This window comes from Bdellovibrio sp. NC01 (assembly GCF_006874625.1).
In the GTDB taxonomy this organism is placed as follows: Bacteria; Bdellovibrionota; Bdellovibrionia; order Bdellovibrionales; family Bdellovibrionaceae; genus Bdellovibrio.
In genome coordinates this window covers 2,169,030-2,184,603 of sequence record NZ_CP030034.1, presented here as the reverse complement: position 1 = coordinate 2,184,603, position 15,574 = coordinate 2,169,030, and the positions used below count along the sequence as shown (strand labels likewise).

General features: G+C 44.5%; 11 protein-coding genes. 7 read left to right on the top strand and 4 right to left on the bottom strand.

Annotated features, from left to right (window positions below):
- Positions 1-407 precede the first annotated feature (407 nt).
- From DOE51_RS10480 to DOE51_RS10465, 4 genes are all read left to right on the top strand, one after another.
- Positions 408-974 (top strand): SRPBCC family protein, encoded by a 567-nt coding sequence (locus tag DOE51_RS10480; RefSeq protein ID WP_142696515.1) that lies wholly within the window; start codon positions 408-410, stop codon positions 972-974.
- Positions 975-982: 8 nt separating this feature from the next.
- Positions 983-2,155: a zinc-dependent alcohol dehydrogenase gene (locus tag DOE51_RS10475; protein WP_142696514.1), complete on the top strand. Its 1,173-nt coding sequence runs from the start codon at positions 983-985 to the stop codon at positions 2,153-2,155.
- A 28-nt stretch (positions 2,156-2,183) separates the two neighbouring features.
- Positions 2,184-2,375, top strand: coding sequence for a hypothetical protein (locus DOE51_RS10470; protein ID WP_142696513.1), 192 nt, complete (start codon positions 2,184-2,186; stop codon positions 2,373-2,375).
- 89 nt (positions 2,376-2,464) lie between these two features.
- Complete coding sequence (locus DOE51_RS10465; protein ID WP_142696512.1) at positions 2,465-2,791, top strand: plasmid stabilization protein; 327 nt, start codon at positions 2,465-2,467, stop codon at positions 2,789-2,791.
- Between the two features lie 32 nt (positions 2,792-2,823).
- On the opposite strand, the gene DOE51_RS10460 is transcribed toward DOE51_RS10465, so the two are convergent.
- Together DOE51_RS10460 and DOE51_RS10455 are read right to left on the bottom strand one after the other, a co-directional pair.
- Positions 2,824-3,390, bottom strand: coding sequence for an NADPH-dependent FMN reductase (locus DOE51_RS10460; protein ID WP_142696511.1), 567 nt, complete (start codon positions 3,388-3,390; stop codon positions 2,824-2,826).
- An 80-nt stretch (positions 3,391-3,470) separates the two neighbouring features.
- Complete coding sequence (locus tag DOE51_RS10455; protein ID WP_142696510.1) at positions 3,471-3,851, bottom strand: hypothetical protein; 381 nt, start codon at positions 3,849-3,851, stop codon at positions 3,471-3,473.
- A gap of 125 nt (positions 3,852-3,976) precedes the next feature.
- Here DOE51_RS10455 and DOE51_RS10450 point away from each other — a divergent pair, with 125 nt between their 5' ends.
- Positions 3,977-4,858 carry a LysR family transcriptional regulator gene (locus tag DOE51_RS10450; RefSeq protein ID WP_142696509.1) on the top strand — a complete coding sequence of 294 codons (882 nt, stop codon included), beginning with the start codon at positions 3,977-3,979 and terminating at the stop codon, positions 4,856-4,858.
- Positions 4,859-5,098: 240 nt separating this feature from the next.
- Positions 5,099-8,311 carry an Ig-like domain-containing protein gene (locus DOE51_RS10445; protein ID WP_142696508.1) on the top strand — a complete coding sequence of 1,071 codons (3,213 nt, stop codon included), beginning with the start codon at positions 5,099-5,101 and terminating at the stop codon, positions 8,309-8,311.
- A gap of 45 nt (positions 8,312-8,356) precedes the next feature.
- Here the strand turns inward: DOE51_RS10445 and DOE51_RS10440 are convergent, their stop codons facing one another.
- Both DOE51_RS10440 and DOE51_RS10435 read right to left on the bottom strand, forming a co-directional pair.
- Positions 8,357-8,833 (bottom strand): hypothetical protein, encoded by a 477-nt coding sequence (locus tag DOE51_RS10440; RefSeq protein WP_142696507.1) that lies wholly within the window; start codon positions 8,831-8,833, stop codon positions 8,357-8,359.
- Between the two features lie 138 nt (positions 8,834-8,971).
- Positions 8,972-13,651 (bottom strand): tail fiber domain-containing protein, encoded by a 4,680-nt coding sequence (locus tag DOE51_RS10435; protein WP_142696506.1) that lies wholly within the window; start codon positions 13,649-13,651, stop codon positions 8,972-8,974.
- 407 nt (positions 13,652-14,058) lie between these two features.
- Between DOE51_RS10435 and DOE51_RS10430 the strand changes: the two genes are divergently transcribed.
- Positions 14,059-15,534 (top strand): methyl-accepting chemotaxis protein, encoded by a 1,476-nt coding sequence (locus DOE51_RS10430; RefSeq protein WP_168196424.1) that lies wholly within the window; start codon positions 14,059-14,061, stop codon positions 15,532-15,534.
- Positions 15,535-15,574: the final 40 nt, after the last annotated feature.

Below are 15,574 nucleotides of genomic sequence, written 5' to 3'. Positions count from 1 at the left end.
AGAGCTAGAAGCGGAGCGAGTCGCACTGGAACCTCTTGAAGAGCCTGAGCTTGAACTTGAGCGAGAACTACTAGTCGAAGGCGAGCGTCTGCTTGAGCTGCTACGACCAGATGTACTCCTTGAACTTGTGGATCTTGAAGCCATAACTTCCTCCTTGTGTTTCCGAGCTAAAGTCTCGGGTTAAAAAACAGTGTTTTCACAAAAGTCCGACAATCAATTTATAGAGAGCAAACACTGTGCCCAATTAAGCAAGCATACGGTTTTCTTAAAATATTTTATGAAGAGGAAAAGCTCCTCTGTGAGGCAGAATAGGCCGTTCTGAATTGGGTCTGTAATATCACGTCGTGAGGCTGGTCTTTACATCCATTTTCAGAGGCATAAGGTTGAGGAAATAGAGAGAGGTGAGTATGGAAAATCAGCATGCTGAAGTTTCTCCCGAAGGACGACGCAAGAGACTTGAAGACAAGGGATTGGAAACTGTCGAAGCTGTGACTGTGTTGGCTTCAGCACAAAACCTCTACACCTTTTGGTTGAACCCTCAGAATTTTATGGCTTTCACCGAGCAACTGGAAAGTGTCACAAAAATATCTGACACTAAATCCCACTGGAAATGGAAAGCTTTGCGTGGCAATAAAACTCTTGAATGGGACAGTGAAATTGTTGAGAGCACACCTTATTCAGTCATTGCCTGGCGTTCAACTCATGTTTCGGAAATAAAACTATCAGGCCGGGTTGAATTTCGACCTCTTGATTATGGCCGTGGAACTGTCGTGACAGTGCGAATTGCTTTTGATGTTCCTGGCGGAAAGTTCACCGAGTTCATCGAAAAAATGCTGGGTGAAAGTCCACATCAGAACTTGAAAATGAACCTTGTAAAATTGCGTGAACTTTTTGAAGCCGGAGAAATTCCTCGCGTTGAAGGACAACCAGCTGGCGCAGATCGAAAGCATGAAACTAAAACGGCATTACACTAGGAGTGAGTATGAAAGCGGTTTGCTGGCACGGGACAAAACACGTTGAAGTCGAAAAAGTTCCAGATCCACGAATCTTGAATCCTCAAGACGTCATCGTGAAAATCACCTCGACGGCAATATGTGGATCAGATCTGCATCTTTTCGATGGCGTGATTCCAACAATGCAAAAAGGCGATATTCTAGGTCACGAGTTCATGGGAGAAATCGTTGAAGTGGGACCGCACATAAAAAATGTGAAAGTCGGAGACAAAGTTGTTGTGCCATTTAATATTTCTTGCGGGCATTGTTTCTTCTGCAGTCGTCAGGAATTTTCACTCTGTGATAATAGCAACCCCAAACCTGAAGTAGCTGATGGTCTTTACGGTCACGGTGGGGGCGGGCTCTTTGGTTATTCGCACATGTATGGTGGGTATGCCGGTGGTCAGGCAGAATATGCGCGGGTTCCTTTCGGCGACGTGGGACCGTTAGTTGTGCCTGCCGGTATGGATGACGACAAGTTACTTTTCTTAAGCGATATTTTTCCGACTGGTTATCAAGCGGCGGTGAACTGCAATATTCAGATGGGGGATACGGTCGCCGTGTGGGGCTGTGGCCCGGTAGGACTTTTTTCGATTGAAAGTGCCTATTTGTTAGGTGCAGAACGAGTGATCGCCATCGACCGTGTGCCAGAGCGTTTGAAAATCGCAAAAGAAATTTGTAAAGCAGAAGTCCTGAACTATGAAGAATGCGATGTGCTTGAAGAACTAAAAATCCTGACAGGTGGTCGAGGTCCCGACGCGTGCATCGATGCCGTAGGTCTTGAAGCGCACGGCACTGATTTATACAGCAAATATGAAACCGCAAAAATGTCCGTGAAAATGGCAACAGACAGACCCATCGCCCTTCGTCAGGCCATTCAAGCATGTCGTAAAGGCGGAACGGTTTCAATTCCTGGCGTTTATGGTGGATTTTTAGATAAAATGCCTCTAGGAGCTGCTTTCGCGAAAGGTTTGACGATGAAGATGGGGCAGACACACGTGCGTAAGTATATGACGGCATTGCTTGAACATATTCTTCAAGGCGATATCGATCCTTCGTTCTTGATCACTCATCGAATCAACATCGAAGATGCTCCGGAAGCGTATAAAACATTTTTAGATAAAAAAGATAGTTGTGTGAAAGTTGTGATTAAAAATCATTAAATGCGTAAGAACACGATAGGAGGTCCCCATGGCTTACAGAGACATCCCGAAATCAAATACGCCAAACTATAAAGAGCACAATCCCAACCGCGTCCCCGTGAAATCAGGTCTGGGTGAGGGCAAACGAGACAAATCATATCAAAGCGATTATACGTCTCGCACCAATGAATCCAGCCGCTATCGCACCAGCAGCAACGAAAGCGAGATCGGTCCCAACTAAAATAACTTTCTTGCATTCACACATAGAAGTGTAAATTTACTAGAGAGTCTTGCGGTCATAGTTCATCTTTTTCATAGGAGGAGATCAATATGCCAAGAGGTTCAAAAGAAAGTTACACTTCAAAACAAAAACGCCAAGCCCACCACATCGAGGAAAGTGAAAAAGAGCGTGGTATGTCTAGCAAAAGAGCCGCGCAAATCGGTTGGGCGACGGTTAATAAAGAAACAGGTGGCGCCGGTCGTGCTGTTTCAAATACAGAGCCATCAAAACGTGGCGGTCGTAAAGGTGGTCTTGCGAAAGCTGCAAAATCAGCGAAAGCAAAATCGGCTTCAAAAAGAGCATCTTCTAAAACGAGCTCTTCGAAATCCACGGCAAGAAAGAAGTCACCTTCTTCAAAAAGAAGAACGACTCACTAACTAAAAAGGCCCAGTACCGGGCCTTTTCTTTTTTAATTTCCCATGATCGTCGGACGGGGAAGCAATGTCATAGACTTATTTTCTATCAACTGCTTTAAACTTTCGATCAATTCCTGAATCTTTATTTCAGTCTTATTATCCGTGAACGTATCGCCATTCATTTTGCTTTTAACTGCCGACACAACAAGTTGCGTTTGTTCCGTCATGCGACTTTCAATAATCAGCAAAGTCCCTAAAAGTGATGCATGTGCTTTTTCACCCGCGGTGCCCGCAGTAATGAGCGCCACAGGTTTCTGCGAAAACTCCATGGATGATACCGTCCAATCAATTGCATTTTTAAGCGTGCCTGGAACGCCTAAAGCATATTCAGGCGTTGAAATAAGAATGGCATCGGCCGCGCGCAGTTTTTCACGAAAGCGAGAGATTTCTTTTGGCGGATCTTCCGTATCCAGATCGGGATTGAAGTGCGGAAGATCGGCGATTTCGCTGAATACTTCCGTGGTAAAAATATTTGCTGCAACTTTTGAAAATGCAGAAATCACATGCAGATTAGAAGATTGTTTTCGCGTGCTACCACAGATAGCTAAGATCTTATACATGTGGGTATTAGAACGCGTCTAAGTGGCAGATTCAAGTCATGGGGAAACGCGCAACGGCGCAGGGCCGTCACGCGAGGGGATTACTCCGGGCTGCAGTTATAATTGATTAGATCAATCAGGTTTTTCGTAACGCTATTAGCTGGAGTCAATACGATAACCATTTGCTCATCCGTATAAGCACCGTAAGCGCTTTTGCTTCTTTCAAAGATTTCTTTAGGCATAAAAGAAGAACCGGATGCCTTTGCCGTTTGAATCGCAGCTTTCAGGCTTTCGTTATTGGGAATTTCTGCCGTGTAGCGTGGTTCGCGACCGTCGACTTCTTCGCCCGCATAAATAAGGCCTACGTAAGAAGACGTCATATAGCAGCTTGTTTGACCCAACTGGCGGGCTAGCAAGATGTCGCTCGCAAAGGCTGAAGAAGATAATACAAAAATAAGACCCATCACCATCGTTTTAATCATAAAGTGCTCCTTGAATGGGCTCTTTATAGGATTTTTCTTAAAATTATTAAAGTTAATTATAATGTATGTTATATTCAGTTTTACTTATTATCTTCTATGGAAGAATTTCCTATTTCGAGGTTTAAATGGAACCTAATCTTTATCACCTTCGATATTTCCTGGATGCTGTTCGTTTAGGCGGGGTCGCGGCGGCCGCGCAAAAGAATCGTGTTTCACAATCGGCGGTCAGTCAGGCGATCAAAAAGCTTGAAGATTCTTTAGGAGCCACTCTTTTGGTGCACAGTAAGAATCAGTTTAAGGTCAGTCCAGAGGGTCTACGTTTGCTAGAATCCATGGAAGGTGTTTTGGATTCAGTTCGCGTTTTGCGCAGTGTTTTAGCGGGTGCCCAGGAAGAAAACGCGGGCCCTTTGTCGATGGCGACTTTACGCAGTCTTGCGCTGGTATTATTTCCTGGGGTGATGAGCTCTTTACAGAAGAACCATCAGAAGATCGAACCGGTATTAAAGATCGGGCACACAAAGAACATCTTAGAGCAAGTTCTTGATGGTGAAATCGAAGTCGGCGTAGTGATGGATAATAAGGCTTTGCGTGGAGTTGATAAATACATTCTGCATGAAGGGCATTTTTGCTGCGTGATTGGAAAAGGCTTTAAGGATCAATATAAAACTTTGGGCTTTCTTGCGACAGAAGAAAAACCAGGTGTCGCGGAAGTTCGTAAGCTCTATAAAAACCGCTATAAAAAGACCGCTCCAGTTTCGATGATCGTAGAAAGTTGGGAAGTGATCGCACGCTTTGCAAGTGAAGGTCTAGGAATTGGTTTCGTGCCTGATTTCGTCGCGGCATCAGTACCTCATCTTCAACTCACAGAAGTGTATTCTGAATTTGCACATAAGATTAAATATAAAATTGTGCTGATATCTAAAGGTGATCTTTCAGCGAATGCTCAGCTTCTTGCAAAAGAGCTTGAGCGCAGTACCGCCAAAGTATTCCAAAGTGCGATATCCTGATCGAACAAAAGTGCATATATGGAACAATTCTTATTCTTACAAAAATGAAAATTTCCTAAGTTTTAGAGTGAAGTTGATCGCTTTTTAACTGCGAACACGCGCTCATTTCGCTCTGAAGGTAACTGACTCAATTTAGTCTTTAGAGTGACTCATTTTGAGCATTCGCTTTGAATAGAATTTGATGGCCTTCAATATATAATTAGAGCGGGATATGCCGATACAAAATTATCGGAACGCTTTATGAACACTTGTATAAACCTGTACGTAACCTTATTGCTGTCTCTTGGACTTTCCTTTGGATTGTCAGGATGTACTATTTCCGGCGATGTGCATGCCACAGAGCTGGTGCCTGCATTGAAATCTGCAGGAAGTCCCGCCTATTTCACGAACAACCCAACTATTAAAGTCGTTCTTACCTTCAATCGTCCACCTGACGTGTTGAAGTCAGATGATTTTGATCTAACAAATGCCACGCTTGCGCAAGTCACTGCTATCGACAGTAAAACTTATGAAGTGACCCTGACTCCACAAGGGCAAGGCGTTGTTTCGTTAAGACTTCCTCAAGGAGCCGCTCTTGGTAAACGTGGAGAGGAAAGTGAAGCCTCAACAACGTTTGAAGTTCATTTTGACGACATTATTCCAACGATTAATACACTTGATTTCGATCCGCAAAACGTAAGTTTTTCGACGTCGCCCATTATTAAAGGTAATACCGAGCCTGAAGCAATTTTAACTTTATATAATTCAATCACATGTTCAGGACCGGTGTTGGCGGATACGAAAGCGGATAAAACGACGGGTGATTACAGCTTAACTCCGGCCACAGCTTTAACGACTGACGGTGATTATGCGTGGAGTTTGAAATCGGAAGACGCCGCAGGAAACATTTATTGTTATCCATATCCACTAGCTTATCATTTGGATCGCACAGCGCCATCGGTGCCAACGATTTCACTGGTAAATGGATCTATCGAAGACAATCCTATCGCGATTAATGTTTCATCGTGCGTGGATGCAAATCAAAACCCTGATTCATTCTATCAAGTGGCATTTATCCCAGATGGTGGAGTCGCTCCAGCAATTGGCGATGCGGCATGGGTCAGTTGTGCAGCTGGTGTAAACACAACGACACTAACAGGTGACGGCGCGCATACGATCAACATGTGGGTTCGCGATGAAGCGGGTAACGTTGCACAAAGTAACACGATCAGTGTTACTCTGGATACCGTTACCCCAAGCTTAACGATTCCGATCGCGAACTCTTTAAATCGCAACTCTTCGCAAACGACATTGGCTGCGGATGCTGATGTGGTTTCTGATGAAGAGGGTGGTGGCGCGTATTCGCTTGTAGCGGCAACCTCACCAAAATGTTCTGACTATGGCTCGGTGCAAATTGATGCTTCCACAGGAGAGTTTTCATTCACGCCGACAGCTCATTATTTTAATAAAGATGGTGCGACTTCTTATAACGGCGGTCCGTGTAACATAAAAGTTCAGTTTGCCGATCAAGTCAGCCCCACTCCGCACATCATCACTAAAGAGATGGCTGTCAGTGTTGATTTTGTCGATGAAGTTCCTGCGATTACGGCATGGCCAGGTACAAATGGCACCGTCGCCGAAAAATGTGGTAACAAATGTTTCGCTAATGCAGTTTTCGATGTGTCGTTCACTGCGAATCCTGGTGGTAATGCGACTTTCCCTGATCCTCAGAATTTAACTTGCTGGGCAAGCAGTGCTGATACTTATTACGTTGATGTTGCAAGCTGCGATATCACGGGGAATAACGGAACGCTTGCGCTGCAAATGGGAAGTGCACACGCGCTTGTATCAGATGTGACGCAAGTCACACTGTATGTCTCTGATGGTGTCAGCAACGTTTCGAAGACATTTAACGTTCACGTCGATAACTATGTGATGAGCATGTATCCAGCACTTGTTGCAAGTACGCCGCTATCTTGTTTGTTGTGTCATGCGAATGTGCAGGCCGATATCGTTTCGGATTTTGGGGTTGCGAAAACAAGTTATAACAATGCTTCTTCAATCTTGGGAATGACACCGCTTGCGAACTCGCATATTCAGCATACTTTGAATAATACTTATGGCTTTTCTGTGACGGGTTCTTTGTATATGCCTGACATTACAGTCACGGATAAAAACTTTATTAAGCAAGCGACGGGAAATCCAAACTCAGCTCCGATTAATTTGAAAACATTCTTACTAAACGCCTGGAACTATTATCCGGTTATCACAGACTATTGGGGCGGTATCATCACCGATTCTGATGGTTATGCGAAAGTGGATCCAACGCCTGTGGCACAACCAGCGGCGTTGCCTTCGAATCGTTTGTTAGGAGGTATTCAAACCAAATCCTCGATCACGATTCGTGCGCCGTCGGATGCAGAAATTATTGCGTTAGATTCCTCTTTAAATGCTTCGACAGTGGCTTATGTATTTAAAGGTCCAAATTCGAAACCGGGTTTAAGTGGTCTACAGATCGTAAACCTTGGTAACGGGAACTTTGTTAAAAACAACGGCACGATCGTCTGTTATGGAAGTATTATTATCAGCGGTACGTTGTATTTGAAAAATCCAGACATTCAAACTGACGATGTGGGTTGTTCTATTTACGTCGCTGGCAGTGTATTTATTGAAACTGATCGCGCCAATGCCATTACCTATTTAGGTGGTACAAGTTCGCCGACGTTGCAAATTACAAGCTCACGCAATCTGTATATGGGTGTGAACATGTATGATATTAAGTATCAGCGTGGTGGCGATGCGTTTGCATTGGAAGCTTCAAAAATCGTGAACGCTGCAAATCCATCGGGATTGCGTGATGCGGTTGAAGGCGCAACAACTATTAAAAGCAATGGTGGAGATAGTGGCTCGCTAGAGTACATGCGCTGTCCACTTCATCCGGGGCATGCTGCTTATTTAGATGCGCACTATGTCTCGAACGGTAACTATACGGCGTGCGATGCTTCGGTCGATTCTGTGAAGTGTGCCTATGCCGACCAGATCTTTGCGAACTGGCGTGGGGTTGTGACGGGCTATAATCACTATGATGCGACTCCGATTGTTTATAATTCAGCTACAAATACTCTGACGAACATGATTAGCGCTTACGAGTCGATGTGTCGTTATAATTCAGGCTGGCAAATGGCCAACTATGCAAATTATGGTTGGAGCTGGAATGGTTCGTGGGCCGAGGATACGTCACTGTATGGCTCAGCGACGATTAATACCATCCGTAGATCAACGACATTCAATCATTTCAGGGTCAATGCTAAGGCCGTGCATTCGCGCTACGCAGGCACGTTCAGGGGCTCTGTGATTGCGCCGTATGCGCTGTTTGCGATCGGGAACTTGGTATTCCAATATGATACGACCTTAAATGCGGTCGTGCCGTTCCCACGTTTGATGGTGCCAAATCCTATCTTTGACGTTCAATAAGATATCGTGAAATAAAAAAGGCACTTTTGCGAGTGCCTTCAGCATTTAGAAATTAAACAGATAATTTTTTTCGTAACCAGCGGTGTCCCAGTTGCCGTTAACCACTGGAGCAACTTCCAGTTGAACCTTTGTCGCCGGAGCCGCGATTTCTGCAAACGCAGCACATAAGTAAACTTGTTCGCCGCTTGTGTTTTTCTCATAACCAATGGCTTCCGCGTGCACGCATTGTGTTTGAGCAGGCAAGATCGCTTCCATTTCATTGATTCTCATCCAGAAAGTCGCCGAACCCGCTTGAGCTGAATTCACTTGAGTCCATTTATAGATCAAACGCAATTTACTTTCACCAGCGTTCCAGCACCAAGAAGATTGTGGTTGGAACAATGTTGCCGTGAGTTCTTTACCTTGCGCTGTTGTTAACACCAAAGTTTTTTCGGAAAGGGGAGAGCAACCAGAAGTATCGACGGCGAAACTAGTTGCACTAAACAAAAATAACATCAGAAATGAAGCGGTCAATTTTAACACAGGTTGCTCCTTGGATTCGGAGCGGGAATATAGCGACTTCAGCCGAAAAATAAAAGCCGGGACTGCTACATTACAGAAAATTGATTTTAGAACGCCTAAGGAAAGTATATTTTATCGAGCCCCGTGACGGAATAGGGCCTATTTCTCTTTAATAGAGCTTATAGCGCGTTCGATACGCTCAAGGCGGGCTTTGATCTCTGCGTTTTCTTTCTTAAGCTCAGCGTTTTCAGAGCGCAAACTGTGAATCTCGGCATCTTTTTCGGTTTTCAGATCTTGAATTGATTTCACCAAAAGTGGAGTCAGTTTGCCGTAATCGATCGACCATGGCTGTTTCTTTTTTAAAGGTCCTTCACCATCATCGCCATTGGTAGTAACTGCGTAAGGGAAGACTTTGTAAAGCTCCTGCGCGATGAAGCCTGTGACCTTGGTTTTATCTTTATCGATGATGTAGTTATAGTCATGAACTTTGATTTTTAAAAGATCAACAAGGCTGAAAGACGTATCGACAATGTTTTCCTTCATACGGCGATCTGAAGAGGTATTGTAGGCCGTATTGGTAGCATTTGTAGAGATCGAACCTACTTGGGTTTGGCTAGCGCCAGTGTAGAATGAGATCACGCCATTGGCGTTACTGACGTTCCAAAGATTTATTAGGTTATTTGTAGCATTACTTTTGATGTTGAGGCCATCCCAACCTGTGTTCGCCATGATATTGAGCATGCCGTTGGAGTTTCCAGGCGTTGGATTTGTCGTTGTATTGATTCCAAGATTTCCTGCATTTGAAATCGCGACTCGTACCGTAGGAGTATAAGACGAGCCCGCAGTTAATCCGGTATTGCTGAAAAAATAAATACCATTTGCATCTTGGGTAATTACGTTCGCGGCTGTAGATTTAGCAATCCAGTTTGTGCCGTTATAAGCAGTTTGCGAGCTTAAGTAAGCTCCACCTGCAGTTGCTAACAAGTAAGCACCGTCGTCATTTCCAGTTCCTGAAATGTGCACCTGACCCACAGCTGTATTGTTGCGGATATCCAATAGATAAGCGGGTGCCGTCGTTCCTATGCCCGTTTTGCCATTAAAGAAATTTGATGAGCCTGTGTCTGCTTGATAGATACTGTATTTGTTTGTGACAGTTCCGCCGGTAGCTTTAGTGTTCAGATAAAGGTCATACATGTTCGTAATTGTACCAGTCTGAATCTCTGGATTAATCGTGATGCCGTAGGCGTTTGTCGTTTGTGGCGTCTGTCCCGCAACGTAAGCTTCATTACCGTAATTCAAAGTGATGCCCTGCAAGTTCGATACGGTACCACTGTCGGTATTGCCATTGTAGCGATTGCGAACGGCACTTAACCACAGTGCTGAACCAGTGCCACTAACTGTAACACCGGAAGGGACGTTGTAAGAAAGACCACCAGAAAGAGCCTGCGAAGTTTGTGAAGAGTTGGCTGCTGGAGTAATGCGCATCCAAGAACCGAATGCACCAAAAGTCCCAGCTGCTGTAGCCGTTTGATTGTATACTGCGTTCAAATAAGTGTTTGTTTCAATCGTGCTGAAGTCAGAAGGCATTGTGGTTTTATCACCAAACAAACCACCACCAAAGACTGTCAGTGGAGCAGTGGGTGAGGTCGTTCCAATACCGATGTTGCCAGACGAATCAATGCGCATTCTTTCTGTCGAATCACTTGCGCCAGCGCCGGTTGTATAAAACTCTAAACGACCTTTAACTGTATGAGTGCCACTTGCAGGAGCGCCCTCTGCATGAGAAGCAATATAAGATGAACGATATGTGCCCGTACCATCATGACCATAAAAGGAAATAAAACCTAACTCGTCATTGTTATTAACAGCGGCGTAGTTGCGATTTTTCCAAAAACTAAACGTCGGACCACTTGAAGTCGCAGTGTTATTTTCAAATGCTGCGGCACCAACGACATGAAGATTTGCACCCGGGTTTGTTGTATTGATACCAACGTTGCCACTATTTAAAATCGTCATGCGGGATGTGTTATTCGTGATGAACGACAAGTTATTATTATCCGTTGTTCCAAGAGTTGCGGCTGCAGCAAAACTATTGCCGCCATTGATGAACATTCCGGCAGCTGTATACGTCGAACAACCAGCCACACCACTGGCATTAAAGCTAATCGTTTGTCCAACACCGCAATTAAATGGAATGTAGGAAGAACCTGTTCCGTCAGAAGCAACTAAGCGATTCGCTGTCATCGTTGTGGCGCCCGTACCACCTTTAGAAACAGGAACCGCAGAAGGGAAGTTTGCTGGATCAGCGGAGATCGTTCCCGAAGAGACCGCGATACCAGAACCCACTTGCACCACACCTTGAGCGGATGTTGTTGCAGCATTCACACTGATCGCCGGAGTCGTCGTGCCCGTTGCAACGACGATGGGCAAAGTACCAGTAACATTCGTCACAGTTCCGTTCGTTGGAGTAATCCATTTCAAACCACTTGCTTGCGTGGAATCAGCCGACAAAACTTGCGCATTTGTACCGACTGGCAAGCGGATGTTATTTGTGGCATCGCGAACTAAGATATCGCCCTTTGTCGTTAACGGAGACAACGCATTGATCGCACCCAGTGCGGTCGAAGCCCCCGTACCACCATTTGCGATAGGTAAAATATTTGTCACACCCGAAGTTAAATCGATAGCAGCACCATTCGCCGCTGAAGTGATACGGCCTTGCGCATCCACTGTGATCGTAGCACGAGTATAAGAACCCGCTGTCACCGCCGTATTTGCAAGATTCAATGTCACTGAACCAGTTGTACCACCGCCAGATAAACCGGTGCCAGCGGTCACACCTGTGATCGTACCACCTGATCCACTCGCAGAAGCGATTGAAACCCAAGTACCACCGTTATATTGATAAATAACTTTTGAATCGGTCGCAAAGTAAATTGCACCCGCTGAAGGTGTTCCTGGTTTTGAAGCATCAAGACCTGTTTGAATTGAAGGCGTACCACCAGCATTTGAAACTAACGGGTCATTAATTCCGTAACCACTTAACGAATTCGGTTTGCCGGTCGTGATTTTCGACCAATCGAGCGCTGGAATGTCAGCGGCAACTAAAGAAGCAGCACCCGAAGTAACGCGACCTTTAGAATCCGTTGTCACTTTATAGTAGGTTCCAGCAGTGCCAGCGGCTGCTAACGTTAACACCGTTGATCCGGCTGAAGAAGTCACATCACCTGTGAATGCAGGAAGATTCGCCGCTGGAATAGTTCCGCTTAAGTCACTCGCAGTTAAAGGTGAATTCACAAAAGCAGTGCCGTTGAATTTCAAATAATCTTTATTTGCAGGCGCAGTTAAAGTCAGTGTTGAACCCTGAAGTTTGGCTACTGTAGACGCTGCAGAACCAGGACCACTCGCTGTTACATCGCCAGTTAAAGCAGTGATGTAGCTGCCCGCAGCTTGCTTAGAATTAAAAGTATTCCAATCAGCAGAAGACAAATAACCATTCGTCGAAGTCGTCGCTTGTGAAATTGAAATCGCAGGCGTCGTTGAACCATTCGTGACCGATAACGGTGCTGAAGCAGAAACTGAAGTCACAGTCCCGCCGCCATTGTTATCACTACCAGCAATCCATTTTGTGCCATTGTATTTTAAGACTTGGCCATTTGTTGGAGCCGTCGACAAATCAATGTCATAGCCTTTAATTTTATCTACAGATGCAGCACCGATAGTTCCACTGACATCACCAGCTAGTGATACATTGATTGCCTGACACAAGAATTTACCCGCAACTGAATTCCAATAAGGAGTTTCATAAGCAGCACAATTTGCAGAACCAACTGCCGTATTAAATGCAGAAGTTGTTTGATATCCCGATAGTGTTGTCGTTAAGTTTGTAACGTCACTTATCGCAATAGCAGCCGGAGTCCAGTTCGTACCATTGAATTTGAAGAATTGTCCTGACGTTGGAGTCGTTGCTGAAATTCCAACTCCACGAAGGGCGATAACAGAAGGACCTGGGTAAGTGCCGCCAAGATCACCACTTGCTGTCGCACCAGATTGAATCGCATTCACGATGCGTGGATCATTACCAGCAGCGACCGTATTCGCAACAGTTCCGACATTCAAAGTCAGAGATGCATTCGCAGAACCATTGGTAATTGTTATATAAGAGTTCGAAGAGGCAACGTTCGTAACTGTACCACCACTTGCGCCAGACACACCGGAGCAACCAAATGATTTTGTCGTCGCATTCCAAGTAAGGAAGTTACCGCTGTCGCAATTTGTATTACTGTTGACTTCGTTTTTCAGAACAAAGTCGGTGACATCATTCGTTCCTAATTTTTGCGCACTCAAAGAATACGCCGCATAAGGAACCGAACGAATAATATTATCTGGAGAGATTGTTTTCCAACCCGAGCCATCATGGAATTGCACTCTTAAGACACGTCCATCATCCGCAAGGGGATTGTAAGTGCTAGAACCATTCGTGCACGTATAACCAGAACAAGATCCACAAGTATACGGGCCTGAGTTATTAAATGAGTCCAGAATTGAAAAGCTAGCAGTCAGTGGGAAGTTAATTGTTCCGCCACCAATCGTGACATCGAACACACCACCGGAATTCACCATGTTGTAGCCCGTGACTTGCTCTTGATAAAGAACGCAGGAACCACTTGGATTTAAAACTTGAAAAATGAAGCTGACATTATTGAATTCGAGTGGCGAACCATCAGACTTTAGAATGCGTCCTTGATACGTCAAAGACTTATTGGATGCCTCACTAAGTGAGTAACCCAATAAAGAAATGGTTAATACAAATACGTTCAATAGACGCCCAAAACTCATACTCTATATTTCGGCTAACTTATTGATTCTCAAGAGAGTTTATCGAGTAAATACGAGGGAAATTGTCCAGATTCTCAGAATGAGACAGTTAAATGACGTAAAGATAAGGTTAAGGTCGGGGGCAATAAAAGCCCTTCAGTTGGAAGTCCAGTGAAGAAGGACTTATTACTTTAAATGGAGAAATTCGAATTTATGGATTTTCTACTTCTTCAGCTGCCAACTTTGCAATTTCGCGACACGAGATTTTTTCCATAGTTTCTCTTGGGACTGCATGGAAACAAGTGAATCGCTAGACTTTCAACCCTCAACACCGGGGTCGGATTTTATTATTCTTCCGAAATAAGAACATATGTTCCTGGTAGTTAATTTTTAGAATGCCGATATCAGGGCATCAGGAGAGTTGCGGTATGTTTCAAAAGTTGTTCTCTGGTATTCGCGGTAAGCTTTTGCTGTTGGCTTGTTTGCCATTGGTTTTTTCAGCAGTGGGAACATGGTTAACATTCAATCGGGCAGATCGTATGAGTGCGTCGATTCAAGACCTAACTAAAAATGTTATTCCGACTGTGCAAGCGGTTGGTGAAATTCGTAAATCAAGAAATGCATCACGTCAGTGGTTTTGGTCGGCAGTCGTTCATGCGAAAGATTCTGATAAACGAATTGCGGCGGTTGATAAATCCATTGCGGAGTTCAAGATCTTAGAAAAGAGTTTGGATGATTACGAAAAAACACCATTCGTTGAATTTGAAAAAAACGAATTCCCTGCAGTAAAAGCAATGCTTCCCGAATACAAAGCGACTTTTTATAAAATTGCGCAACTGATTAAAGAAGGCTCGCAGGAAAGTATCGATCAGGCGACAAGCTTAATGGATCACAGATACCTAGAGCTTGGAACGTCGTTGAGCACTTATTGTGAAAAGGTCATGGCCTATTACAACAAGGTCGGCGCCGAAGAAAGCATTCGTACTCAACAAAATCATTCGGAATTAAAACAAGCGAATCTTTGGACTTCTATTATTTCAAGCGTGATTTTATGGGTCATTACATTCTTAATGTCTGAAAGTATCGTTCGTAATATCTCAAATATTGCTGAACATCTCATGACAACAGGTAAAGATGTGCGTGAATCCATCGAACAACTTTCGCAAGCCGGTGATTCACTGTCTAAGAATTCGACTTCTGCGGCCGCATCGCTTGAAGAAACAGTGGCTTCCTTGGAAGAAATCAATTCAATGGTAAGAACTAATTCTGAAAATGCACAAAGAGCGGCCACACTTTCAGATGACTCCTACAAATCTGCAGAGCGTGGGGAAGTTGAAATCAAACTTCTTATCAGCTCTATGCAAAGTATTTCGGAATCGTCTAAGAAGATCGAAGAAATTATTAACGTTATTGACGATATCGCCTTTCAAACAAATTTGTTGGCTTTAAATGCGGCGGTCGAGGCAGCTCGTGCCGGAGAACAAGGTAAAGGCTTTGCCGTGGTCGCGGAGGCGGTCCGGGGTCTTGCGCATCGTTCGTCACTTGCGGCGAAAGATATTTCACAACTTATCGGTAAGAGTGTTGCTGAAATCGAAAATGGTTCAAAGATCGCGGATCGTTCTGGCGTTGTTCTTTCTGATATCGTGCAATCCGTAAAGCAGGTTTCTGATCTTAACGGACAAATTGCAGAAGCAAGTCATCAGCAAAATGCCGGCTTAAGCCAAGTGAACCAGGCCATGGCGAATCTTGATCAATCTTCACAAAGTAATGCAGCGGCTGCGGAACAAATCGCGGCGGCTTCAGGTGAAATCAGAGGTCAGGCCATGAATGTCGAATCTGACGTTCTGACTTTAAATACATTTGTAGCAGGTAAACGGGAGCGCACAGCTCCCAAAGCTGCTTAAGCGCAACAGACAGCAAATCTCTTTGCTGATAAGCAGTCTT

Coding starts and splice junctions, on each gene's coding strand:
- DOE51_RS10430 (WP_168196424.1), top strand. CDS start 14,059: ATGTTTCAAAAGTTGTTCTCTGGTATTCGCGGTAAGCTTTTGCTGTTG.
- DOE51_RS10470 (WP_142696513.1), top strand. CDS start 2,184: ATGGCTTACAGAGACATCCCGAAATCAAATACGCCAAACTATAAAGAG.
- DOE51_RS10480 (WP_142696515.1), top strand. CDS start 408: ATGGAAAATCAGCATGCTGAAGTTTCTCCCGAAGGACGACGCAAGAGA.
- DOE51_RS10445 (WP_142696508.1), top strand. CDS start 5,099: ATGAACACTTGTATAAACCTGTACGTAACCTTATTGCTGTCTCTTGGA.
- DOE51_RS10455 (WP_142696510.1), bottom strand. CDS start 3,851: ATGATTAAAACGATGGTGATGGGTCTTATTTTTGTATTATCTTCTTCA.
- DOE51_RS10465 (WP_142696512.1), top strand. CDS start 2,465: ATGCCAAGAGGTTCAAAAGAAAGTTACACTTCAAAACAAAAACGCCAA.
- DOE51_RS10435 (WP_142696506.1), bottom strand. CDS start 13,651: ATGAGTTTTGGGCGTCTATTGAACGTATTTGTATTAACCATTTCTTTA.
- DOE51_RS10475 (WP_142696514.1), top strand. CDS start 983: ATGAAAGCGGTTTGCTGGCACGGGACAAAACACGTTGAAGTCGAAAAA.
- DOE51_RS10460 (WP_142696511.1), bottom strand. CDS start 3,390: ATGTATAAGATCTTAGCTATCTGTGGTAGCACGCGAAAACAATCTTCT.
- DOE51_RS10450 (WP_142696509.1), top strand. CDS start 3,977: ATGGAACCTAATCTTTATCACCTTCGATATTTCCTGGATGCTGTTCGT.